Annotated in this window: 25 protein-coding genes; 7 read left to right on the top strand and 18 right to left on the bottom strand. The window is 74.4% G+C overall.

Translation table 11 applies throughout. The features are described from left to right. Nucleotides 1-47 precede the first annotated feature (47 nt). Genes zwf through KIK08_RS09145 form a run of 4 tightly spaced genes read left to right on the top strand, consistent with a single transcriptional unit; the run spans nucleotide 48 to nucleotide 3868 of the window. Nucleotides 48-1598: a glucose-6-phosphate dehydrogenase gene (gene zwf, locus KIK08_RS09160; protein ID WP_214402598.1), complete on the top strand. Its 1551-nt coding sequence runs from the start codon at nucleotides 48-50 to the stop codon at nucleotides 1596-1598. A gap of 40 nt (nucleotides 1599-1638) precedes the next feature. Next, entirely contained in the window at nucleotides 1639-2604 is a 966-nt protein-coding gene (gene opcA / locus KIK08_RS09155) for a glucose-6-phosphate dehydrogenase assembly protein OpcA (protein WP_214402597.1), read from the top strand. 47 nt (nucleotides 2605-2651) lie between these two features. Beyond that, nucleotides 2652-3431, top strand: a complete 780-nt coding sequence (gene pgl, locus KIK08_RS09150) for a 6-phosphogluconolactonase (protein WP_214402596.1) — start codon at nucleotides 2652-2654, stop codon at nucleotides 3429-3431. A 17-nt stretch (nucleotides 3432-3448) separates the two neighbouring features. Beyond that, nucleotides 3449-3868, top strand: a complete 420-nt coding sequence (locus KIK08_RS09145; protein ID WP_214402595.1) for a hypothetical protein — start codon at nucleotides 3449-3451, stop codon at nucleotides 3866-3868. Between the two features lie 137 nt (nucleotides 3869-4005). Here the strand turns inward: KIK08_RS09145 and KIK08_RS09140 are convergent, their stop codons facing one another. Further along, entirely contained in the window at nucleotides 4006-4491 is a 486-nt protein-coding gene (locus KIK08_RS09140) for an Lrp/AsnC family transcriptional regulator (protein WP_214402594.1), read from the bottom strand. A 62-nt stretch (nucleotides 4492-4553) separates the two neighbouring features. On the opposite strand from KIK08_RS09140, the gene KIK08_RS09135 reads away from it, so the two are divergent. Further along, nucleotides 4554-4979: a rhodanese-like domain-containing protein gene (locus KIK08_RS09135; protein ID WP_214402593.1), complete on the top strand. Its 426-nt coding sequence runs from the start codon at nucleotides 4554-4556 to the stop codon at nucleotides 4977-4979. Between the two features lie 67 nt (nucleotides 4980-5046). Next, nucleotides 5047-5670 carry a hypothetical protein gene (locus tag KIK08_RS09130; protein ID WP_214402592.1) on the top strand — a complete coding sequence of 208 codons (624 nt, stop codon included), beginning with the start codon at nucleotides 5047-5049 and terminating at the stop codon, nucleotides 5668-5670. A gap of 42 nt (nucleotides 5671-5712) precedes the next feature. Here KIK08_RS09130 and KIK08_RS09125 read toward each other — a convergent pair whose 3' ends face one another. The 9 genes from KIK08_RS09125 to uvrC form a co-directional block, all read right to left on the bottom strand. After that, on the bottom strand, nucleotides 5713-6054 hold the full coding sequence (locus KIK08_RS09125) for an RNA polymerase-binding protein RbpA (RefSeq protein WP_214402591.1): 342 nt from the start codon (nucleotides 6052-6054) through the stop codon (nucleotides 5713-5715). Between the two features lie 13 nt (nucleotides 6055-6067). Beyond that, nucleotides 6068-6304, bottom strand: a complete 237-nt coding sequence (secG, locus tag KIK08_RS09120) for a preprotein translocase subunit SecG (RefSeq protein ID WP_214402590.1) — start codon at nucleotides 6302-6304, stop codon at nucleotides 6068-6070. 169 nt (nucleotides 6305-6473) lie between these two features. Beyond that, a complete protein-coding gene (gene tpiA / locus KIK08_RS09115) occupies nucleotides 6474-7292 on the bottom strand; it encodes a triose-phosphate isomerase (RefSeq protein ID WP_214402589.1) in 819 nt (272 codons plus the stop codon). Further along, nucleotides 7292-8506 (bottom strand): phosphoglycerate kinase, encoded by a 1215-nt coding sequence (locus KIK08_RS09110; RefSeq protein ID WP_214402588.1) that lies wholly within the window; start codon nucleotides 8504-8506, stop codon nucleotides 7292-7294. The genes tpiA and KIK08_RS09110 overlap by 1 nt, the downstream gene beginning before the upstream one ends. A 10-nt stretch (nucleotides 8507-8516) precedes the next feature. After that, nucleotides 8517-9530: a type I glyceraldehyde-3-phosphate dehydrogenase gene (gene gap, locus KIK08_RS09105; protein ID WP_214402587.1), complete on the bottom strand. Its 1014-nt coding sequence runs from the start codon at nucleotides 9528-9530 to the stop codon at nucleotides 8517-8519. A 181-nt stretch (nucleotides 9531-9711) separates the two neighbouring features. Then, complete coding sequence (gene whiA, locus KIK08_RS09100; protein ID WP_214402586.1) at nucleotides 9712-10695, bottom strand: DNA-binding protein WhiA; 984 nt, start codon at nucleotides 10693-10695, stop codon at nucleotides 9712-9714. 52 nt (nucleotides 10696-10747) lie between these two features. After that, nucleotides 10748-11737 carry a gluconeogenesis factor YvcK family protein gene (locus KIK08_RS09095; protein WP_214402628.1) on the bottom strand — a complete coding sequence of 330 codons (990 nt, stop codon included), beginning with the start codon at nucleotides 11735-11737 and terminating at the stop codon, nucleotides 10748-10750. Nucleotides 11738-11751: 14 nt separating this feature from the next. After that, on the bottom strand, nucleotides 11752-12648 hold the full coding sequence (gene rapZ, locus KIK08_RS09090; RefSeq protein ID WP_214402627.1) for an RNase adapter RapZ: 897 nt from the start codon (nucleotides 12646-12648) through the stop codon (nucleotides 11752-11754). A gap of 92 nt (nucleotides 12649-12740) precedes the next feature. Next, nucleotides 12741-14894: an excinuclease ABC subunit UvrC gene (gene uvrC / locus KIK08_RS09085; RefSeq protein WP_214402585.1), complete on the bottom strand. Its 2154-nt coding sequence runs from the start codon at nucleotides 14892-14894 to the stop codon at nucleotides 12741-12743. Nucleotides 14895-15047: 153 nt separating this feature from the next. Between uvrC and KIK08_RS09080 the strand changes: the two genes are divergently transcribed. Then, entirely contained in the window at nucleotides 15048-15806 is a 759-nt protein-coding gene (locus tag KIK08_RS09080) for a DUF2786 domain-containing protein (protein WP_214402584.1), read from the top strand. Between the two features lie 12 nt (nucleotides 15807-15818). Here the strand turns inward: KIK08_RS09080 and KIK08_RS09075 are convergent, their stop codons facing one another. The 8 genes from KIK08_RS09075 to KIK08_RS09040 all read right to left on the bottom strand — a co-directional run. Continuing rightward, a complete protein-coding gene (locus tag KIK08_RS09075; protein WP_214402583.1) occupies nucleotides 15819-16529 on the bottom strand; it encodes an HAD family hydrolase in 711 nt (236 codons plus the stop codon). 109 nt (nucleotides 16530-16638) lie between these two features. Further along, nucleotides 16639-17673 (bottom strand): beta/alpha barrel domain-containing protein, encoded by a 1035-nt coding sequence (locus KIK08_RS09070; RefSeq protein WP_308257514.1) that lies wholly within the window; start codon nucleotides 17671-17673, stop codon nucleotides 16639-16641. Between the two features lie 36 nt (nucleotides 17674-17709). Then, complete coding sequence (locus KIK08_RS09065) at nucleotides 17710-18114, bottom strand: PH domain-containing protein (RefSeq protein WP_214402625.1); 405 nt, start codon at nucleotides 18112-18114, stop codon at nucleotides 17710-17712. Between the two features lie 146 nt (nucleotides 18115-18260). Next, on the bottom strand, nucleotides 18261-18743 hold the full coding sequence (ribH, locus tag KIK08_RS09060) for a 6,7-dimethyl-8-ribityllumazine synthase (RefSeq protein WP_214402582.1): 483 nt from the start codon (nucleotides 18741-18743) through the stop codon (nucleotides 18261-18263). A 48-nt stretch (nucleotides 18744-18791) separates the two neighbouring features. Then, complete coding sequence (locus tag KIK08_RS09055; RefSeq protein WP_256446170.1) at nucleotides 18792-20108, bottom strand: bifunctional 3,4-dihydroxy-2-butanone-4-phosphate synthase/GTP cyclohydrolase II; 1317 nt, start codon at nucleotides 20106-20108, stop codon at nucleotides 18792-18794. Next, the gene (locus KIK08_RS09050; RefSeq protein WP_214402581.1) at nucleotides 20105-20779 is read right to left on the bottom strand and encodes a riboflavin synthase; all 675 of its coding nucleotides are present in this window, start codon (nucleotides 20777-20779) and stop codon (nucleotides 20105-20107) included. Before KIK08_RS09050 ends, KIK08_RS09055 begins: the two co-directional genes overlap by 4 nt. Before the next feature lie 76 nt (nucleotides 20780-20855). After that, the gene (gene rpe, locus KIK08_RS09045; RefSeq protein WP_214402580.1) at nucleotides 20856-21542 is read right to left on the bottom strand and encodes a ribulose-phosphate 3-epimerase; all 687 of its coding nucleotides are present in this window, start codon (nucleotides 21540-21542) and stop codon (nucleotides 20856-20858) included. Between the two features lie 73 nt (nucleotides 21543-21615). Further along, nucleotides 21616-23004: RsmB/NOP family class I SAM-dependent RNA methyltransferase (locus KIK08_RS09040; protein WP_250556627.1), on the bottom strand; the 1389-nt coding region annotated here is incomplete at its 5' end.

The following is a 23004-nucleotide window of genomic DNA, read 5'->3' as shown; positions in this document are numbered from 1 at the left end:
ACATCAAGAGCGACAGCGACGTTCGTGACGCACAACCGAGGAGAACGATGAGCGTCAGCACGACCGGGGCGGCGCGGTGGGCGAACCCGCTGCGCGACCCGCGCGACAAGCGGCTCCCGCGGATCGCGGGGCCCTGCGGCCTGGTCATCTTCGGCGTGACCGGCGACCTGTCCCGCAAGAAGCTGATGCCGGCCATCTACGACCTGGCCAACCGCGGGCTGCTGCCGCCGGGCTTCGCGCTGACCGGCTTCGCCCGCCGCGACTGGGCCGACCAGGACTTCGGCAACGTGGTCTACGAGGCGGTGCGCGAGCACGCCCGCACCCCGTTCCGGCAGTCGGTGTGGGACCGCCTCGCCGAGGGCTTCCGGTTCGTGCCCGGCAGCTTCGACGACGACGCGTCGTTCGACCAGCTGGAGAAGACCGTCCGCGACCTCGACCGGGTCCGCGGCACCGGCGGCAACCACGCCTTCTACCTGTCGATCCCGCCCGGCGCGTTCCCGGTGGTGTGCAAGCAGCTGGCCCGCTCGGGCCTGTCGGCGCAGAACGGCGACCAGTGGCGCCGGGTCGTGATCGAGAAGCCGTTCGGCCACGACCTGCAGTCCGCGCGCGAGCTCAACGCGATCGTCAACGACGTCTTCCCCGAGGACTCGGTGTTCCGCATCGACCACTACCTCGGCAAGGAGACGGTGCAGAACGTGCTGGCGATGCGCTTCGCCAACCAGCTCTTCGAGCCGATCTGGAACGCCCACTACATCGACCAGGTGCAGATCACCATGGCCGAGGACATCGGGCTGGGCGGGCGCGCCGGCTACTACGACGGCATCGGCGCGGCCCGCGACGTCATCCAGAACCACCTGCTGCAGCTGCTGGCGTTCACCGCGATGGAGGAGCCGGTCGCGTTCTCCTCCGACGAGCTGCGCGCCGAGAAGATCAAGGTGCTCAACGCCACCAAGCTGGTGGGCCCGCTGGAGGAGACGACGGCGCGCGGGCAGTACGAGGGCGGCTGGCAGGGCGGCGAGAAGGTGCGCGGGCTCAAGCAGGAGGAGGGCTTCGACCCCGAGTCCCGCACCGAGACCTACGCCGCCATCACCTGCGAGGTCGCCACCCGGCGGTGGGCGGGCGTCCCGTTCTACCTGCGCACCGGCAAGCGGCTGGGCCGCCGGGTCACCGAGATCGCGATCATCTTCAAGCGCGCCCCGCACCTGCCGTTCGACTCCACGATGACCGAGGAGCTCGGGCAGAACGCGATCGTCGTGCGGGTCCAGCCCGACGAGGGCGTCACCATGCGGTTCGGGTCGAAGGTGCCGGGCAGCCAGATGGAGGTCCGCGACGTCACCATGGACTTCGGCTACGGCACCGCGTTCACCGAGGCCTCCCCCGAGGCCTACGAGCGGCTCATCCTCGACGTGCTGCTCGGGGAGCCGTCGCTGTTCCCGGTCAACGAGGAGGTCGAGCGCTCCTGGGAGATCCTCGACCCGGTGATCGAGCACTGGGCCGCCCAGGACGCCGGTCCCGACCCCTACCCCGCCGGCAGCTGGGGCCCGGAGTCGGCCAACCGCATGCTGGCCCGCACCGGGCGCACCTGGCGCCGTCCGTGAGCGCCCCGATCACCACCGCGCGTACCGCAAGGAGCCGACCATGATCGTCGACCTGCCCTCGACGAACATCTCGAAGGTCAACAAGAAGCTGGTGCAGCTGCGCGAGAGCGGCGGCGTGCTGGCCCTGGGCCGGGTGCTCACCCTGGTGATCATCACCGACGACGGGGGCACCACCGAGGACGCCATCGACGCCGCCAACGAGGCCAGCCGCGAGCACCCGTGCCGGGTGATCGTGCTGGCCCGGGGGTACCGCGAGGCCGCGCCCCGGCTGGACGCCCAGATCCGGGTCGGCGGCGACGCCGGCGCCAGCGAGGTGATCGTGCTGCGCGGCTACGGCGCGCTCGCCGACAACGGCGCCGCGGCCGGCATGGTCATGCCGCTGCTGCTGCCCGACGCGCCGGTCGTGGCGTGGTGGCCGGGCGAGGCGCCGGACGTGCCCGCCGAGGACGAGGTGGGCCGGCTGGCCCAGCGCCGCATCACCGACGCCCTGGCCTGCCCCGACCCCGTCGCCGCGCTCGCGCAGCGCCGGGCCGGGCACCGCGCGGGCGACACCGACCTCGCCTGGTCGCGGCTGACGTTCTGGCGGGCGCTGCTGGCCACGGCCCTGGACGCCCCGCCCTTCGAGGACGTCACCCACGTGACGGTCGTGGGCGAGCGGGTCTCGCCCTCCGCCGACCTGCTGGCCGGCTGGCTCGCGGTCCGGCTGGGCACCACCGTCGAGCGCCACCCCGCCACCACCGGCAAGGGCATGGTCTCGGTGCGCCTGGAGCGCGCCTCCGGGCCGGTCGAGCTGGTGCGCCCGGACGGCCGCGTCGGGCGGCTCAGCCAGCCGGGACAACCCGACCGGCTGGTCGCGCTGGCCCGCCGCGAGGTGCGAGACTGCCTCGCCGAGGAGCTGCGCCGGCTGGACCCCGACGAGATCTACGGGGCCTCGCTGGCCGGGATCGACCGCGTCGAGCACATCGACGACCCGGTCCCCGCGCCGACGCTGACGACCAGCCGATGACGGGCACTCCGGCGACCGAGAGGGCGACCGGGGAGGGGAGAGCGGGCATGCCGACGCCGGACATCGCCGTCCACGCGCACCCCGACGTGCTGGCGGCCGCCGCGGCCGCGCGGCTGATCACCCGCCTGGTCGACCTGCAGGCCACCGGCAACACGCCCAAGGTCGTGCTGACCGGCGGCGGCGTCGGTATCGCCATGCTGGAGCAGATCCGGGCCACCGTCGCCCGCGACGCCGTCGACTGGGGCCGCGTCGAGTTCTACTGGGGCGACGAGCGCTTCCTGCCGCCCGGACACCCGGAGCGCAACGAGACCCAGGCGCGCGAGGCCCTGCTCGACCACGTCCCGGTCGACCCGGCCAAGGTCTTCCCCATGGGCGCCGACACCGGCACCGGCCCGAGCGGGGCGGAAGCGGCGGCCGAGGAGTACGCGGCGCTGCTGCGCAAGGCGGCCCGCCCGGAGGACCACGGCCCCGTGCCGTCGTTCGACGTCCTGATGCTGGGAATGGGCGGCGAGGGCCACACGGCGTCGGTCTTCCCGCACTCCCCCGCCGTCTACGAGACCGAGCGCTCGGTCGTGGCCGTCCACGGCTGCCCGAAGCCCCCGCCCACCCGGGTGTCGCTGACCCTGCCGGCGATCCGCACCGCCGCCGAGGTCTGGGTCATCACCACCGGTGAGGCCAAGGCGGCCGCGGTGGCCATGGCGCTGGGCGGCGCGGGCGAGGTGGCGATCCCGGTGGCCGGCGCCACCGGCCGCCGCCGCACCCGCTGGCTGCTCGACCGGGCCGCCGCCGCCAAGCTGCCCCGCGACCTCGTCCCGCACATCGCCTGACGCGGCCGGCTCCTGTCGTGGACATCGAACTGCACGTCGTCGTCGACGGGGCCAACGTCGTCGGCTCCCGCCCCGACGGCTGGTGGCGCGACCGCCGGGGCGCCGCCCGCCGCCTCGCCGGCAGCCTGGTCGCCCTGCTGAGCACCGACACCAGCGTGCTGGCCGTGTCCCTCGGCCAGCCGGAGGACCGGCAGCTGCGGGTGCACCTGGTGCTGGAGGGCGAGGCGGCCCGCGCGGACGACCTGCCCGCGCACTCCCGCCTCGACGTCGTCCGCGCGGAACGCGACGGCGACTCCGCGATCATCGAACTCGTCACCCTGCTCGACGGCCAGGAGCGGGTGGTCGTCACCGCCGACCGGGACCTGCGGACGCGCGTCGAAGCCGCCGGCGCCGGCACCACCGGCCCCGGGTCCTTCCTGAACGGCCTGCCCGGCTAGACGAGGTGTCCGCACAGCGCCAGCCGTGACCTCGCAGCCCGCCGGCGCGCTGCGCGGACCCACGCAGGTCTGCGAGCACACCACCAGGTCTGTGAGCAGGCCCTCCGCGGGGAGGCCAGCCGCCCCTACCGCGCCATCTAGGCCCGGCGCCGGGTGTCCGTCCGCGGGGGCCGGGCGGCGGCGAGGGCGGGGCGGTGCGGCAGCGGGCTGGAGTAGACGACGCTCGTGGTCACCGCGCCCAGCCCGCCGATCCGGCCGGTGACCTCCTCGAGGTGGCGCATCGAGCGGGCCAGCACGGTCAGCACGAAGCAGTCCTCCCCCGTCACGTGGTGGGCCTCGACGACCTCCGGGGTGGTGTCGAGCAGGTCGTGGAAGGGGCGGTAGTTGGCGTTGGGGTAGCGCAGCCGGACCAGTGCGCGGATGACCAGGCCGAGCCGCTCCGGGTCGACGTCGCAGCGGTAGCCGGTGATGACCCCGGACTCCTCCAGCCTGCGCACCCGCTCGGTCACCGCGCTCGGCGACAGCCCGACCGTGCGGCCCAGCACGGCGTAGCTGGCCCGACCGTCCTCCTGCAGGGCTTCCAGGAGGCGGTAGTCGATGTCGTCCAGCGAATCCACGGCCATGGACCGAATCTACCGTGGAACGCTCCTTCAGCGCGCCGCCCACTGTTCCTAGCCTCGCGGTCATGACCGCCACCGTGTCGACTCCCGCCGCAACCGACGCCGTCGCCTTCTTCGCCTCGCGGCTCGCCTTCCAGACCGACGTCTCCGACGTGCACGCCGCCATGTCCACGGGCTCCCCCGGCTTCGTGCTGGTCGACACGCGCAGCGCCGCGGCGTGGGCCGGCGGGCGGATCCCGGGCGCGCGCCACGTGCCGACCGCGCAGCTGCCCGCAGACCTCGATCCGGCGGTCCCGGTGGTGACCTACTGCTGGGGCCCGGGCTGCAACGGGGCGACACGCGCCGCCCTGCGGCTGGCCGAGGCGGGGTTCCGGGTGCGGGAGATGCTCGGCGGGATCGAGTACTGGACGCGGGAGGGCCTGCCCGTGCAGACCGACGACGGCGTCGTCACCACCGACCCGGACCCGCTGACGGTCCCCTGCGGCTGCTGAACGTGGCAACCCGCCCGGCCGCGGGGGCGCGGCCGGACGGGTCGGCGGCGCATGGCATCGTGCGTGCGTGCGCGCGCTCCCGGCCCGAACCCGATCCGTCCTGCTGGGAGCGGCGCTGCTCGCCACGGCCGCGCTGGGCGGCTGCACAATGGCCGCCTCCCCCAGCCCGCCCGGTGGTGGTGGTACGGGCCCCGCGCCGGCTCCGCCCCCTCCCCCGCCGGCCGCGTGCCTGCTCGACCTCGACGCGATGGCGACCACCACCGGGCTCACCTGGATCCCGGACGCGACGACGGCGAGCGACACCCGCTGCGTCTACGACCCCGGGCCGGCCGCGCCGTCGCCGGCCACCACCGCGACGTCGGACGGCGTGGGAGCCGGCACGGGAACGCAGCGGACACCCGGCCCCGCCGCGGACGGCGACGCCGCCGGTGAGTTCGTCGCCGTCGACATCGCCGCGGCCGACGACCGCCCCGTGGCGGCCCAGCTCGACGTGCTCGCCGAGGTCTGCGACGACGGATCGCGGGCCCCCGTCGGCACCGGCTTCGTCTGCCGGTTCGACGGGGACAGCGTCTACGCCGGGCTCATCCGCGACGAGGACGTCATCACCGTATCGGCCTCGGCCGTGCCTGCCGGGACCACCGCGGCGGCGCTGACGATGGCGATCGGCCAGCAGGTGGATGCGCTGAGCTAGGAACGGGAACGGCCCGGCGTCCGTGGACGCCGGGCCGGGTGCTCAGAGCTCGCGGGAGGCCCGCAGCTTGCTCAGCGCCTCTTCGAGGATCGCGGCGCCGTCGGCGTCGCTGCGCCGCTCCTTCACGTACGCCAGGTGGGTCTTGTAGGGCTCGGTCCGCGGCGGGGCCGGCGGGTTCTGGCTGTCGCGCCCGCCCGGCAGGCCGCAGCGGGGGCAGTCCCAGGAGTCGGGGATCTCGGCCTCCTGGGCGAAGGAGGGCGTCGAGACGTGCCCGTTGGAGCAGAAGTACGAGATGTGCGACCGGGGCGCGGTCTCGCCGCGCTCGGACTCACCCATCGGACCGGCACCCACCCGGGTGCCGCGGATCGCGTTGCCGCCTGCCATGGCCATCCTTCTCTCAGACCCCGACCTTCACCAGCAGCCCGGTACCGATGATCGCGATCACCCAGATCGCGCCGACGAAGAGGGTGAGCCGATCCAGGTTCTTCTCCACGACGCTCGAACCGGAAAGGCTCGACTGCACCCCGCCACCGAACAGGCTGGACAGACCGCCACCTCGACCACGGTGCAGCAGGATCAGCAGCACCAGCAGCACGCTGGAGACGATCAGTACGATCTGCAGGGCGAGTTGCATCCCATCCTCATTCTCGTCGTACGGGTCGCCGGCGCGCCGCCGACCCGCTCGGAAACCCGAGGGTACCCGGGCCATCGCCCGCCGTTGCCGGGGGCCCGTTCCGTGGAGAACGACGCCATGGGATCGAAAAGGGCCCGATCCGTCCCATGACGTCGTTCTCGACGGTGGGCTACGGCAGGGGGCCGCCCGCGGCGATGGCGCAGAGCTGGGCGAACTCGTCGGCGTCGATGCTGGCCCCGCCCACGAGCGCGCCGTCGATGTCGGGCTCGGCCACGATCTCGCCGACGTTCTTCGCCTTCACCGAGCCGCCGTAGAGCACGCGGACGTCGGCCGCGGCGGCCTCGCCGTACAGCCCGGAGATCGTGGCGCGGAGCGCGGCGCACACCTCCTGGGCGTCGGCCGCGCTCGCCACGCGACCGGTCCCGATCGCCCACACCGGCTCGTAGGCGACCACGACGGAGCGGACGCCCTCGGCGGGGACCTTCTTCAGCGCGGCGGTGAGCTGGCGCGTGGTGTGCTCCACGTGCCGGCCCTCCTCGCGCACGTCCAGGCCCTCCCCGACGCACAGGATCGGGCTGATCCCGTGCTTGAGCGCGGCCAGCACCTTGCGGTTGACCAGGGCGTCGTCCTCGCCGTGGACCTCGCGGCGCTCGGAGTGGCCCACGGTGACGAAGCGACAGCCCAGCTTGGCCAGCATCACGCCGGACACGTCGCCGGTGTAGGCGCCCGAGTCGTGCGGGGACAGGTCCTGCGCGCCGTGCACCATCAGCAGTTGGTCGCCGTCGATGAGCGTCTGCACCGACCGGATGTCGGTGAACGGCGGCAGGACGACCACGTCGACCTTGTCGTAGTACTTCTCCGGCAGCGCGAAGGCGAGCTTCTGCACCAGGGCGATGGCCTCGAGGTGGTTGAGGTTCATCTTCCAGTTGCCGGCGATCAGCGGCTTCCTCCGCGCAGCGCCGGCGGAGCGGACATCAATACTGGCCATCAGCTCTTCTCCAGGACGGCGATGCCGGGCAGGTCCTTGCCCTCCAGGAACTCCAGCGAGGCGCCGCCCCCGGTGGAGATGTGGGAGAAGCCGTCCTCGGGCAGGCCCAGCGCGCGGACCGCGGCGGCCGAGTCGCCGCCACCCACCACGCTGAACGCACCGGGGGTGGCGGCCGTGGCGTCCACGATCGCCTGGGCCACCCCGCGGGTGCCCTCGGCGAACGGGGCCAGCTCGAACACGCCCATCGGGCCGTTCCAGAACACCGTCCGGGCCCCGCCGAGCACCTCGGCGAACGCGGCGACGGTGTCCGGACCGACGTCCAGGCCCTTCCAGCCGTCCGGGATGGCGTCGACGGCCACGGTGCGGGTGTTCGCCTCGGCGGAGAAGTCGTCGGCCACGACGACGTCGACCGGGAGCACGATCTTGCCGGACTCCAGCAGCCGCCGGCAGGTGTCGATCTGGTCGCGCTCCAGCAGCGAGTCGCCGACGCCGTAGCCCTGCGCGGCCAGGAACGTGAAGCACATCCCGCCGCCGACCAGCAGCGCGTCGACCCGGGGCAGCAGGGCGTCGATGACGGCCAGCTTGTCCGACACCTTCGACCCGCCCAGCACGACCGCGTAGGGCCGCTCGGGCTCGGTGGTCAGCTTGCGCAGCACCTCGACCTCGGCGAGCACGAGGCCGCCCGCGTACGCCGGCAGGTCGAGCGCGACGTCGTAGACCGAGGCCTGCTTGCGGTGCACCACGCCGAACCCGTCGGAGACGAACGCCCCGCTCGGGCCGGCCAGCTCGGACAGCTCCCGGGCGAACGCGGCCCGGTCGTCGTCGTTCTTGGCGGTCTCGCGGGGGTCGAACCGGATGTTCTCCAGCAGCACGACGCCGCCGCGCCCGTCGGCACCGTCCAGGGCCGACACCGCCGCCCGCGCCCGGTCGCCGTGCTCGGCCAGGGTGACCTCGGCGCCGAGCAGCTCACCGAGCCGCGCGGCCACCGGGGCCAGCGAGTACTTCGGGTCCGGGCCGCCCTTGGGCCGGCCCAGGTGCGCGGTGACCACCACCCGCGCGCCCGCGTCGAGCAGGGCGCGCAGGGTGGGCACCGACGCCCGGATCCGGCCGTCGTCGGTGATCCGGTCGCCGTCGAGCGGGACGTTCAGGTCGGAGCGCACGAGCACCGTCCGACCGGAGACGCCCTCCCCGATGAGGTCGTCGAGCGACTTCATGCGGGCTGCCTCAGAGCTTGCTGGCGACGAGGCCGGTGATGTCGACGAGGCGGTTGGAGTAGCCCCACTCGTTGTCGTACCAGCCGACGATCTTGACCTGGTTGCCGATGACCTTGGTCAGCCCGCTGTCGAAGATGCACGACGCCGGGTCGGTGACGATGTCGGAGGAGACGATCGGGTCGGCGGTGTAGCTCAGGACGCCCTTGAGCGGGCCCTCGGCGGCGGCCCTGTAGGCGGCGTTGATCTCCTCGGCCGAGGCCTCCTTGCGGACCTCGACGGTCAGGTCGGTGGCCGAGCCGGTGGGGATCGGCACGCGCAGCGCGTAGCCGTCGAGCTTGCCCTTGAGGTGCGGCAGCACCAGGCCGATCGCCTTGGCGGCGCCGGTGGAGGTGGGCACGATGTTCAGCGCGGCGGCGCGCGCCCGGCGCAGGTCCTTGTGCGGGCCGTCCTGCAGGTTCTGGTCCTGCGTGTAGGCGTGGATCGTGGTCATCAGACCCTTCTCGATCCCCAGCAGGTCGTCGAGCACCTTGGCCAGCGGGGCCAGGCAGTTCGTGGTGCAGGACGCGTTCGACACGATGTTCTGCGAGCCGTCGTAGGCGGAGTCGTTCACGCCCTTGACGACGGTCAGGTCCTCACCGGTGGCCGGCGCCGAGATGACGACCTTCTTCGCCCCGGCGTCGAGGTGCTTGGTGGCCCCCTCGCGCTTGGTGAAGATGCCCGTCGACTCGACGACCACGTCGACGCCCAGGTCCTTCCAGGGCAGCTCGGCGGGGTCGCGCACGGCCAGGCCCTTGAAGCCCTTCCCGTCGACGACGATCTCGTCGTCGGTGGAGGACACGCCGTAGGGCAGCCGACCCAGGATGGAGTCGTACTTGAGCAGGTGGGCCAGCGTCGCGTTGTCGGTGATGTCGTTCACCGCGACGATCTCGATGTCGGTCCCGCCCGCGGCCCGCTGCGCGTCGACCGCGCGCCAGAAGTTGCGGCCGATCCGCCCGAACCCGTTCACACCCACGCGCACAGTCACGCCGTGCCTCCCCATCGTCTGGACCGTCCGGCCCGTCTCGTAGGGGCTCTTCCCCGACCGGGGACGCCCGCTCACCCGAACCCTAGCGTTCCAGGTGGGCGGGCACGCACCGGCTTCGGAATCGATCCACCTGATGAGCTTCACACCACGCTGCGCGACCACCCGTTCGGCGCAGCGCCGGTCAGACGTCCTCGAGCATCTCCGCCGTCACGACCGACTCGGTGTCCGGGATGCCCAGGTCGGCGGCCCGCTTGTCGGCCATGTGCAGCAGCCTGCGGATGCGCCCGGCGACCGCGTCCTTGGTCATCGGCGGGTCGGCGAGCTGGCCGAGCTCCTCCAGCGAGGCCTGCGTGTGCTCGACGCGCAGCCGGCCGGCCGCGAGCAGGTGGTCGGGGACGTCCTCGGCGAGGATCTCCAGCGCCCGCTGGACCCGGGCGGCCGCGGCCACCGCGGCGCGCGCGGAGCGGCGCAGGTTGGCGTCGTCGAAGTTGGCCAGCCGGTTGGCGGTGGCCCGGACCTCGCGGCGCATCCGCCGCTCCTCCCAGGCCAGCACGCTCTCGTGGGCGCCCATCCGGGTCAGCAGCGCGCTGATGGCGTCGCCGTCGCGCACGACCACGCGGTCGGCGCCGCGGACCTCCCGCCACTTCGCCGTGACCCCGAGCCGGCGCGCCGCGCCGACCAGCGCCATCGCCGCCTCCTGCCCGGGGCAGGTGACCTCCAGCGCCGAGCTGCGCCCCGGCTCGGTGAGCGAGCCGTGCGCCAGGAACGCCCCGCGCCACACGGCCTCGGAGTCGCACACGTTGCCGTTGACGATGGGCGGCGGGAGCCCACGCACCGGACGGCCGCGGGCGTCGAGCAGGCCCGTCTGCCGGGCCAGGCCCTCGCCGTCGCGCACGACGCGCAGCACGTAGCGCGCGCCGCGGCGCAGCCCGCCCGCGGTGATGACGTGCGCCTCGCACGTGTGGCCGTACAGCTCGTGCACGTCGCGGCGCAGCCGCCGGGCCACCGACCCGGTGTCGACCTCGGCCTCGACCACGACCCGCCCGCCCACGATGTGCAGGCCCCCGGCGAACCGCAGCAGCACGGCGACCTCCGCGCGCCGGCAGCACGGCTTGGTGACCACGAGCCTGCTGAGCTCGTCCTTGACCGCCGCCGTCATCGCCATGGGTACCTCCTGACCGGTCGGGGAGCGCCGGGGTGCGCCTGGGGAGCCACCTTCACGTCCTCTCTGCGGCCGGGTGGGCCGCCACCGCCGCCTGCTGGCCGAACCCGGCCAGCACGGCGCCGATCGCCTGCGCCAGCGCCGCCGGGTCGTGGCGGGGCACGACCGGGTCGGCAGCGGCGACCGGGGCCACGTGGACCCGGCCACCCGGGGAGAGCACCACGCGCGCGGCGCGGCGCAGCCGGTCCGGCAGCCCGACCGCGGCCTTGTCGGCGATCACCGCATCGACCCTCAGCTCGGGGGCGTGCTCCGAGAGTACGGCCAGGTGCTGCTCCGGGGAGAACCCGGCGGTCTCCCCGGGTTCGGGAACCAGGTTCAGCACCACCACCTTGCGCGCCCGCGTGGTGACCAGTGCCTCGCGCAGATCGGGCACGAGCAGGTGCGGGATCACGCTGCTGAACCACGATCCCGGGCCGAGCAGCAGCACGTCGGCCCCGTGCACGGCCTCGAGCACCTCGGGGCACGCCTGCGGCCGCTCCGGGCGCAGGTGCACCCGGCGGACCCGGCCGGGCGTCGACGCGACGGCCACCTGTCCCCTGATCCGGTACTCCTCGTCGGGCGTGTCGCCGAGCCCGGACACGTCGGCCTCGATGTCGAGCGGGTCGCAGCTCATCGGCAGCACCCGCCCCCGCACCCCGAGCAGCGCGCCCACCTCGTCGAGCGCGGCGACCGGGTCGCGCAGGACGTCGATCAGGCCGGCGAGCAGCAGGTTGCCCACGGCGTGGCCGGCCAGCGCGCCGGTGCCGCCGAAGCGGTGCTGCACCACCGAGGCCCAGCGCTGCCCGCCCTCGTCGGTCGCGGCCAGCGCGGCCAGCGCCATGCGCAGGTCGCCCGGCGGGAGCACGCCCAGCTCGCGGCGCAGCCGCCCCGACGAGCCGCCGTCGTCGGCCACCGTGACGACCGCGGTCACGCGGTCGGTCAGCAGCCGCAGCGCCGAGAGCGTGGCGTGCAGGCCGTGCCCGCCGCCCAGCGCCACCGCCCGCAACGGGTCGGGGGCGCTCACTCGCGCCCCAGGTCGCGGTGGGTGACGTTGACGACGACGCCGTCCGAGCCCGACAGCCGCCGGGCCATCTCCTCGCTGATCGCCACGCTGCGGTGCTTGCCGCCGGTGCAGCCGATCGAGACGGTGAGGTAGCGCTTTCCCTCCCGCCGGTAGCCCGCCCCGACCAGGCCGAGCAGCTGCAGGTAGCGCTCGATGAATTCCTCGGCGCCGTCCTGGCTGAGCACGTAGTCGCGGACCTGCTCCTCGCGCCCGGTGTGCTCGCGCAGCTCCGGGATCCAGAACGGGTTGGGCAGGAACCGGACGTCGACGACGAGGTCGGAGTCCATCGGGAGGCCGTACTTGTAGCCGAAGGAGACCAGCGTGACCCGGGTCGCCTGCAACGACTCGGCGCCGAAGGCGTGCTCCAGGGTGGCCCGCAGCGCCGGGACCGTGGTGGCGGAGGTGTCGACGACCAGGTCGGCGCTCTCGCGCAGCGCGCGCAGCAGGTCGCGCTCGGCGGCGATGCCGTCGACCAGCCGACCGTCGCCCTGCAGCGGGTGGCTGCGGCGCACCTGCTCGAAGCGGCGCACCAGCACCGCGTCGGCGGCCTCCAGGAACAGCAGCCGCGGCTTGTAGCCGCGGGTGTCGAGGTCCTTGATGACCGCGCCCAGGTCGGTGGAGAACGCCCGGCTGCGCACGTCCATCACCACCGCGATGCGGGTGATCTCGCCGCGCGCGCGGGAACCGAGGTCGACCATGGTGGCGATCAGCTCGGGCGGCAGGTTGTCCACCACGAACCAGCCCAGGTCCTCCATGACCTTGGCCGCGGTGCTGCGCCCCGCTCCGGACAGGCCGCTGATCAGGGCGACCTCGATCCCGCCGCGATCGGCCGCGCCGCGCTCGCCGGCCTGCACCCCACCGCGCGTGACGCGGTCCTCCCAGTCGGCGCCCTGCACCTCGCGGTCGTGCGGGTCGGCGGCGGCGGGGTCGATCCCGTCGGACGCGCTCACGACCGGCCCTCCGCCTGCAGGGCCGCGAGGACCGCGGTCGCCGTGCGCCGGCCGAAGCCGGGCAGCGCGGCGATCTCGTCGACGCCGGCGTCGCGCAGCCTGCGCACCGACCCGAAGTGCTTGATCAGTGTGGCCCGGCGGGTGGGGCCGAGCCCGGGGACGGAGTCCAGGTCGGAACTGGTCATACCCTTGGAACGGCGCTGGCGGTGATAGGTGATGGCGAAGCGGTGCGCTTCGTCCCGGACGTGCTGGAGCAGGAACAGCCCGTCACTGCTGCGCGACATGATCACCGGATCGGGGTCGCCGGGGAGCCAGATCTCCTCCAGCCGCTTCGCCAGCCCGCACACGGCCACGTCGGTGATGCCCAGCTCGGCCATGACGTCCGCGGCCGCCTCCACCTGCGGCGGGCCCCCGTCGACGACCAGCAGGTTCGGCGGGTAGGCGAACTTGCGGGGTCGGCCGGTGTCGGGGTCGATCCCGGGGCGGTGGGTGGCGGTTGCGGTGGACGAGGCGATAACGGGGGGGTCGCCGGCACCGGCCTCGGCGTTACCCCGCCCGCGCGACTCGTCACCCTCCGCACCGCCCACCTCCGGTACGCCGTCCGCGCGCTCCGCCTCGTCAGAGAGGTCAGGGAGGTAAGGGAGGTCAGGGAGGTCAGAGACATCAGATTCGGCCGAGACATCAGCGAGGTCGGGGATGTCGGCCGTGACCGCGCGGTCGCCCGCGGTCTCGGCCAGGTAGCGGCGGAAGCGCCTGCGCACGACCTCGGCGATGGCGGCCACGTCGCCGCCCTCCGCGCCGCCGCGGATCTCGAAGCGGCGGTACTCCGAGCGGCGGGCGAGCCCGTCCTCGAAGACCACCAGCGAGGCGACGACGTTGCTGCCCTGCACGTGGCTCACGTCGACGCACTCGATCCGCAGCGGGGCGCCGTCGAGCCCGAGCGCGTCCTGGATCTCCTGCAGGGCCGCGGACCGGGCGGTGATGTCGCTGGCCCGGCGCAGCTTGTGCTGGGTGAAGGCCTCCGCGGCGTTGCGCCGGACCGTCTCGGCCAGCGCCCGCTTGTCGCCGCGCTGGGGCACCCGGATCTGCACCCGCGAGCCCCGCAGCCCGGACAGCCAGTCGGCCAGCGGCTCGACCTCGGTCGGCAGCTCGGGCACCAGGATCTCGCGCGGGACCGGCTGGTGGGCGTCGTCGGCCGCCTCGGCGAGCGCGGCCTGCTCGCCGTAGAACTGGGTGAGGAACCGCTCCACCAGCGCCCGGGTGTCGGTCGGCTCGACCTTGTCGATCACCCAGCCGCGCTGGCCGCGGACCCGTCCGCCGCGCACGTGGAAGACCTGCACGGCGGCCTCCAGCTCGTCGTCGGCGAACGCGACGACGTCGGCGTCGGTGCCGTCGCCGAGCACGACCGCCTGCTTCTCCATCGCCCGGCGCAGGGCGCCGATGTCGTCGCGCAGGCGCGCGGCCTTCTCGAACTCCAGCTCGTCGGAGGCCGCGGCCATGCGCCGCTCCAGCTCGCGCACCAGGCGGTCGGTGCGCCCGGACAGGAAGTCGCAGAAGTCGTCGACGATGTCGCGGTGCTCCTGCGCGCTGACCGTGCCCACGCAGGGCGCCGAGCACTTGTCGATGTAGCCCAGCAGGCACGGCCGCCCGATCTGGCCGTGGCGCTTGAACACCCCGGCGCTGCACGTGCGCGCCGGGAACACCCGCAGCAGCTGGTCGAGGGTCTCGCGGATGGCCCAGGCGTGCGCGTAGGGGCCGAAGTAGCGCACCCCCTTGCGCCGGGGCCCGCGGTAGACGTGCAGGCGGGGGAACTCCTCGTTCATCGTCACCGCCAGCACCGGGTAGGTCTTGTCGTCGCGGTAGCGGACGTTGAACCGCGGGTCGAACTCCTTGATCCAGTTGTACTCGAGCTGGAGCGCCTCGACCTCGGTGGCGACGACGGTCCACTCCACGTGCGCCGCCGTGGTGACCATCTGGCGGGTGCGCGGGTGCAGGGACGACAGGTCGGCGAAGTAGGAGTTCAGCCGCTGGCGCAGGCTCTTGGCCTTGCCCACGTAGACGACGCGGCCGCGTGGGTCGGAGAAGCGGTACACCCCGGGGGCCTCCGGGATGGTCCCCGGGGCCGGGCGGTACGTGGCGGGATCTGACATGGCCACGCCAGCCTAGGCCGCTCCCCCGACACGGCGTGTCGACAGGGCGTGTCGACACGGCGCGGGAGCGGCCACCGGCGTTCTGTCGGACCGCGGTGGTAGGACTCTCCGTGACGGCGAACGCATGTTCGAGCGACGGTTCGGGGGTTGGCGATGGGTTTCGACAAGCTCGACGTGGTGCGCAAGCTGCTGGCCAAGGCCGAGCGCGCGGCCACTCCGGAGGAGGCGGCCAGCTACACCGACAAGGCCCTGCAGCTCGTCGCGCGCCACGGCATCGACGCCGCCGTGCTGACCGCCGCCGATCCCGCCCGCGACCGGCCCCGCGCCCAGCGCGTCGCCGTGCACGAGCCGTACAGCGCGGGCAAGGCGCGCCTGCTCGCCTGGACGGCCGCCGCGCTGGGCTGCCGCGCCGTGCTGCACCAGCAGCGCGGCGGCCGGGTCGGCGCGGTCAGCGTGGTCGGCTTCGCCGCCGACCGCGAGCGCGTCGAACTGCTCTACACGTCGCTGCTGCTGCAGGCCGTCGCACAGCTCGCGCGCCTGCGCCCGCCGCCCGGCGAGTCGGTGGCGGCGTTCCGCCGGTCGTGGCTGCACGGGTTCGCGGTGCAGGTGCACCGGCGGCTGGTCGAGGCGGAGAGCGACGCCGCCGCGTCCGGTCCCAGCCCCGACTCCGCGCCCGGGGCCCGCACGACGACGACGACCGCGGTCGCGCTGGCCGAGCGGGCCGAGCGCGTCGACGCCGCCTTCGCCGCCGCGTTCCCCGCGCCCGAGCCGGCGCGCGGCCGGTCGCTGACGGGGTCCGGGTTCGGCTCCGGCGCGGCCGCGGGCGAGCGGGCCGACCTCGGGGGCACCGGGCTGGGCACCGGGCTGGGCACCGGGAGGGGCACCGCCGCGCGCCGGCGGATCGGGGTGTGAACGCCGGCCGGCTCAGCTGGGCAGGTCGAGCAGGCGCTTGACCACGTCGTCGAGGCGCTCGGCCACGACGTGCGGGCGGGCGATCGTGTCGGGCACCCGGCCCTCCAGCCGGGTGGCCATCGCACCCACCAGGCCGGCCCGCACGGCCCCGTGCACGTCCCAGGAGTGCACGGCGATCAGCGCCGTGCGGTCGGCGGGGGTGTCGGCGCGCTGGCAGGCCCACGTGTAGACCCGGCCCGGCGGCTTGAAGGAGTGGATCTCCTCCGAGGACAGCAGCCCGCGCATGTACGTGCGCAACCCGACGCCGTCGAGCGCCTGGCGGGCCACCGCGGCCGGCCCGTGGGTGAGGGCGTAGACCGGGATGCGCGCCCTGGCCAGCGCCATCAGCGCGGGCTCGGCGTCCTCGTGCGGCGGCAGCTCGGCGAACCCCTCGATCACGTGGTCGAGCGCGAACTCCGACAGCGTGTGCCCGGTGGTGGTGCGCAGCGCCGCCCGCGCCACCTCCTCGAAGGGCCGCACGCCGCCGGCGAGGGTCAACGCCATCCCGTCGCGCAGGGTGCGGGCGAAGAACAGGTCGCACTCGTGCTCCGGGCGGCCGACGTCGACGAACCGCCCGCGCAGCGCGTCGACCCGCAGCACGGTCTCGAAGACGTCCAGCAGGACCACACGCGGTCTGCGGTCCGCGGCCCGCACCCGCTCGGTCGCCACCCCCGGCTCGCCCATGCCCGTCCACCTCCGCGACTCCGGTCGGCCGCCACCCGCGGCCGCCGCCGATGCGGAGCCCGGCCTCCCCCGTCGGCCGCGGACCCCGCACGAAGATCATCGCCCGATGCTACGCACCGGGGCCAGAGGACTCCGGACCGTAGCGCCGAACCGTCCTCAGCACGCGCCGAACATACAGCCCGCGCAGCGGCGCGAGGGCGTATCCGGGGTAGCTGGCCAGCCAGGCCGCGCTGCCCAGGCTCACCGCGTCGGCCCCGGCCCAGAAGTACTCGCGGCAGTCGGCGGCGGTGCGGATGCCGCCCGTGGCGATCACCGGCAGGGTGATGCCGGCGTCGCGCAGCTCGGAGACCACCCGCAGGCCGATCGGCTTGATCGCCCGACCGGACAGCCCCCCGTAGCGGTTGGCCAGCCACGGCTCGCCGGTGCGCGGGTCGAGCCGCAGCGCCTTGACGGTGTTGATCGCGGTCAGCCCGGACACCCCGGCCCGCGCCGCCTGCCGGGCGTTGCGCAGGTAGTCGTAGTCGGGGGAGAGCTTGAGCAGCACCGGGTGCGCGCTGCGCGGCACGGCCTCGTCCAGCACGGACTGCAGGATCGCCGAGAAGTCGAAGTTGACGTTGTGGCAGGAGACGTTGAACTCCACCGCGGCGATGTCACCCGCCGGGACCGCGGCGTTGACCTTGTCGACCAGCGTGACGAACTCCTCGGCCGAGAACCCGCCCACCGAGATGATCGTGCGCTGGTCGCGCGTGCGGGGGTAGTAGTCGCGCAGGTAGGCGTCGATCCCGACGTTGCACCAGCCGAACGCGTTGAGCCAGCCCCCGTCGACCCCGCGCAGCACCGTCCCGTACCGGCGCAACAGACCGGGCAGCTCGGCGAGGCGGTAGTCCTCGCGGGTGCTGAAGTGCCCCTCCCGGGGCTCGACGGTCAGCGTCCGGGTGGTGACCGCCCCGAACTCCGACAGCGGCACGAACAGCGACACCGGGCTCATGCCGTAGGGCAGCAGCGGTGCGTTGGACACCCCGTAGCCGAGCAGGCTCGACGAGGTGACGAGCCGGTTGCGCAGCACGATGTCGCCCAGGCGCACCTCCCCGTGTCCGCGGTCGGAGCGTGGACGGACCTTCGGGGAGGTGGGGGTGCGCAGCACGGCCCCGATGCTACGTGCGCAAGGAGCCGGTCGTGCTCAGCGCGTGCGTGATGCCGCGTGCAGTGCGCGCAGGCGGGTGATGCCGTCCACGGCGCGGCCGCGGTCGACGGCCTGCAGGGCGAGCACCGGCAGGTACTCGTAGTCGGGCAGGTCGAGGCGGGCCCACGAGGCGCCGTCCGGGAAGGCCACCCGTTGCACGTCGGCCCAGTCGACCCGGCGGGTGCCGATGATGTTGCGCACCTCGACGCCCGCGGCGTCGGCGCGCACGCGGGGCCGGGCCATCAGCAGGATGCCGCCGGCCAGCATCGCCCCCAGCAGCACCATGGCCACCTGGTCGGCGAAGCGGAAGTAGACACCGGTGGGGCTGTTGCGCAGCAGCACGGCGATGACCACGAACACCACGAACAGCGCCGTCGCCCCGACCACCGACAGGACCAGCATCCGCCGCGGCCGCAGCACCAGCACCTCCCCGGTTCCCGCCGGGGTGGGTCCGGTGGTGGACCCGGTGGAGTCGGCGGACTCGGTCGACCCGGTGGTGGACCCGGTGGGCTCGGGGGTGGACCGGGCGGCGGACTCCTCGGCGGCGTTCACGACCCGCCCCGCAGGCCCCGCAGCACCAGCGCGGTGCGCAGCGCGGCCTCGCACGCCTCCGCGCCCTTGTCCTCGGCCGCCCCCGGGCCACCGGCCCGGTCGACGGCCTGCTCGAGCGTGTTGCAGGTGAGCACGCCGTTGCCGACGGGCACCCCGGCGTCGAGCGAGACCCGGGTGAGCCCGGCGGTCACCGCGTCGCAGACGTACTCGAAGTGCGGGGTGCCGCCGCGGATCACCACGCCGAGCCCGACGACCGCGTCGTGGGTGGCCGCGAGCTGCTGGCAGACGACCGGCAGCTCGATCGTGCCCGGGACGCGGACCACCGTGGGCTCGGCGATCCCGGCCTTCTGGGCGGTCGCCACGGCCCGTTCGAGCAGCAGGTCGACCAGCTCGGCGTGCCAGCTCGCCGCGGCGATCCCCAGCCGCAGGCCGGACGCCTCCAGCCCGCCGTCGGGCGTCGGTCGTCCCTCACCGCTCATCCGTGCTCGCTCCTCGGTCGTGCAGGGCCCGCCGAGCGGGCCCCGGGTTCAGTCCGTGTTCGGGTGGATCTCGTCGAGGACCTCGACGGGCGAGCCCTCCCCGAGTCCGGGCAGGTCGTGACCCATCCGGTCGCGCTTCGTGCGCAGGTAGCGCATGTTGTCGGGCCCGGCGCGGGCCGGCAGCGCCACCCGGCCGGTGATCGTCAGCCCGTAGCCCTCCAACCCGGCGCGCTTGTCCGGGTTGTTGGTCAGCAGGCGCATCGACCGCACACCGAGGTCCACCAGGATCTGCGCTCCGATGCCGTAGTCGCGGGCGTCGGCGGGCAGGCCGAGCGCCAGGTTGGCGTCCACCGTATCGGCCCCGGCCTCCTGGAGCTGGTAGGCCTGCAGCTTGTGCAGCAGGCCGATGCCCCGGCCCTCGTGCCCGCGCATGTAGAGCACGATCCCGCGGCCCTCCTCGGCCACCGCGGCCAGCGCGGCGTCGAGCTGGGGGCCGCAGTCGCAGCGCAGCGAGCCGAAGACGTCGCCGGTGAGGCACTCGGAGTGCACCCGCACGAGCACCTCCTCGCCGTTGCCCTCGGCGGTCGCGATGTCGCCGCGGACCATCGCGATGTGCTCGACGCCGTCGAGCAGCGAGTCGTAGCCGTAGGCGATGAACTCGCCGTGCGCGGTCGGGATGCGGGCCTGCGCCACCCGGACCACGTGCTTCTCGAAGCGCCGCCGGTAGGCGATCAGGTCGGCGATGGTGATCATCGTCAGGTCGTGGTCGGCGGCGAACACGGCGAGCTCGTCGCCGCGGGCCATCTCGCCCTCGTCCTTCTGCGACACCAGCTCGCACAGCGCGCCGGCCGGGGTGAGCCCGGCGAGGCGGGCGAGGTCGACCGCGGCCTCGGTGTGCCCGGGCCGGCGCAGCACGCCGCCCTCGCGGGCGCGCAGCGGCAGCACGTGCCCGGGGCGGACCAGGTCCTGCGGGCCGGTGGTCGGGTCGGCCAGCAGCCGGATGGTGTGCGCCCGGTCGGCCGCGGAGATGCCCGTGGTGACACCGGCCTTGGCGTCCACGGTCACGGTGAACGCGGTGCGGAAGCTGTCGGAGTTCGTGTGGTGCATGGGCGGCAGGTCGAGCCGGTCGCACTCGGTCTCGGTGAGCGCCACGCACACGTAGCCCGAGGTGTACCGGACCATGAACGACAGCAGCTCCGGGGTGGCCATCTCCGCGGCGAAGATGAGGTCGCCCTCGTTCTCGCGGTCCTCGTCGTCGACGACCAGGACGCACTTGCCCGCCTTCAGGTCGGCGATCGCGCGCTCGATCATCTCGAAGCCGACCGCGCGGTCCCCCGGGACGGGCCCACTCTCCTGCACGCTCATCTGGAACCGTCCTCCTCGCCGGCCCCCGCGTTGGCCACCGCACCGGCCACCGCCGCGCCGCCCGTGGAGGCGAGTCGCTCCACGTACTTCGCGACGACGTCAACCTCGAGGTTGACGGTGTCACCCGGCTCGCGGAAGCCGAGTGTGGTCTCTGCCAGGGTCGTCGGGATCAGCGCCACGGAGAACGTGTCGTCGGTCACCCCGGCCACCGTCAGGGACACCCCGTCGACCGCGATGGAGCCCTTGAGGGCCACGTAACGGGCCAGGTCGGCGGGCAGGCTGAAGGTCAACTCGTCGCTGCGCTCGCCGGGCGTGCGGGTGAGCAGCGTCGCCACGCCGTCCACGTGGCCCTGCACGATGTGCCCGCCCAGGCGCCCGCCCACGGCCACGGCGCGCTCCAGGTTGACCTTCGCGCCGACGCCGGCGGCGGCCAGGCTGGTGCGCTTGAGGGTCTCCGGGACCAGCTCGACGGTGAACGTCCCGTCGGCGGTGCCGCCGGCCGCCCCGATCTCGGTGTCGATGACCGTCAGGCAGACGCCGTTGACGGCGATCGAGTCGCCGTGGCGGGCGTCGGAGGTGACGGTGGGCCCCCGCACCGTGAGCACCGCGACCTCCGCGCTCTCGCGCGCCTCCAGCACTTCGCCGATCTCCTCGACGATCCCGGTGAACACTAGGCACTCCCCTTCCGCCGGCACCCCGTGCCGACTAGAACCCACGCCCCTGTGGGCCCGATTCCCCGCCCCGGCGTCACGCCGACCACCCGCGGTGCGGCGAGGCCGCGACGACCCGCTCGCGCAGCGCCCGCACGGCCGCCTCCGGCCGGTCCGCGCCGTAGACCGCGGAGCCGGCCACGAAGCAGTCCACCCCGGCCTCGGCGGCGGCGCCGACGGTCTCGTCGTTGATGCCGCCGTCGATCTCGACCAGCAGCGTCAGGTGGCCGGTGTCGACCAGCCGGCGCGCCGTGCGCACCTTGTCGAGCACCTCGGGCCGGAACTCCTGGCCGCCGAAGCCGGGCTCGACGCTCATGACGAGCAGCGTGTCGTAGTGGCGCAGGACGTCGAGGTAGGGCTCCAGCGGCGTGCCCGGCTTCATCGACAGCCCGGCCTTCGCCCCGGCCGCGCGCAGGTCCTTCGCGAGCGCGATCGGGTCCTTGGCCGCCTCGACGTGCACGGTGACGTTGTGCGCGCCGGCCTCGGCGTAGCCGATCGCCCAGCGGTCCGGGTCCTCGATCATGAGGTGGCAGTCCAGCGGGAGGTCGGTCGCGGCGCGCAGCGAGGTCACGACGGGCAGCCCGATGGTCAGGTTCGGCACGAAGTGGGCGTCCATCACGTCCACGTGCAGCCAGTCGGCTCCGGAGCCGGGCTCGCCGCGGACGGCGTCCGCGGCCTCGGCGAGGCGGGCGAAGTCGGCCGCCAGGATGCTCGGGGCGATCATCGGGTGCACGTTCCGAGGTTACGCGCAACGGGCCGGCCGGACCGCGCGTATGCGGCCCGCGAGGGGTGTCGGGTCAGGAGGTGCGCCGCAGCAGCGCCAGGAACATCGCGTCGGTGCCGTGGCGGTGCGGCCACAGCTGCACGGTCGGCCCGGCGCCGAGCCCCGGCACCCCCGCCAGCAGCTCGCGCGCGTCCAGCCGCTCGACGTGCGGGTGCTTGCGCAGCACCGCCGTGACCACCCCGACCGTCTCCGACAGGTGCGGCGAGCAGGTGACGTAGGCGACCACGCCACCGGGGCGGACGTGGCGCAGGGCCGCGGTCAGCAGCTCGCGCTGCAGCTTCGCCAGCCCGGACACGTCGTCGGGCCGGCGCCGCCAGCGGGCCTCCGGGCGCCGGCGCAGCGCGCCCAGCCCGGTGCACGGCGCGTCGACCAGGACGCGGTCGAACGCGGCGTCGGGCAGCGGCGCCTCGCGGCCGTCGGCGGTGTGCACGGTGACCGGCAGGCCGTCGACGGCGCGGCGGACCATGTCGGCGCGGTGCTCGGTGGACTCCACCGCGGCCAGCTCGACGCCGTCCATCGCGGCCAGCCCGCCCAGCAGCGCCGCCTTGCCCCCCGGCCCGGCGCACAGGTCGAGCCAGCGGCCCGTGTGCTCCCCCTCGACCGGGGCGTCGGCCAGGGCCAGCGCCACCAGCTGGCTGCCCTCGTCCTGCACGATGGCGAGCCCCTCGGCGACCGCGTCCAGCTCGCCGATCTCCCCCGAACCCGGTTCGAGGTGCACGCCGAAACGGGAGTAGGGGGCCTCGGTGCCGCCGGTCACCAGGGCCAGCTCGGCCGCGGTGATGTCGCCGGGGCGGGCGAGCAGGTGCACGACGGGGCGGGCGTCGTCGGCGGCCAGCGCCTCGTCCAGCTCGGTGGTGCCGCCGAGCGCGTCGGCGAAGGCCTGCGCGATCCAGCGGGGGTGCGAGTGCGCGAAGGCGGCGTGCCCGACCGGGTCCTCCGTCGGGTCCGGGGCCAGCTCCGCCACCCAGGCCTTCTCGTCGCGCTCGCCGACGCGGCGCAGCACCGCGTTGACGAACCCGGCGGAGCGGCTGCCCGCCTCCACCCGGACCAGCTCGACGGTGGTGTCGACCGCGGCGTGCTTCGGCACGCGGGTGCGCAGCAGCTGGTAGGCGCCCAGCCGCAGGGCGTCGAGCAGGGTGTGCTCGACCTTGGCCAGCGGGCGGTCGATGCACGCGGCGAGCACGGCGTCGAGCAGCCCGGTGGCGCGCAGGGTGCCGTAGCCGAGCTCGGTGGCCAGCCCCGCGTCGCGACCGCCGAGCCGGTGGCGGCGCAGGATCGCCGGCAGCGCCAGGTTGGCGTAGGCGTCGCGCACCCGCACCGCGGTGAGCAGGTCGAGGGCGGCCTGGCGGGCCGGGTCGAGCTCGGGCGGGCGCGGCGGGCCCGAGCGCCCGCGCGGCGGGCC

Source organism: Pseudonocardia lacus, assembly GCF_018531445.1.
GTDB classification, from domain to species: Bacteria; Actinomycetota; Actinomycetes; order Mycobacteriales; family Pseudonocardiaceae; genus Pseudonocardia; species Pseudonocardia lacus.
This window is presented reverse-complemented; position numbering and strand designations above follow the sequence as displayed.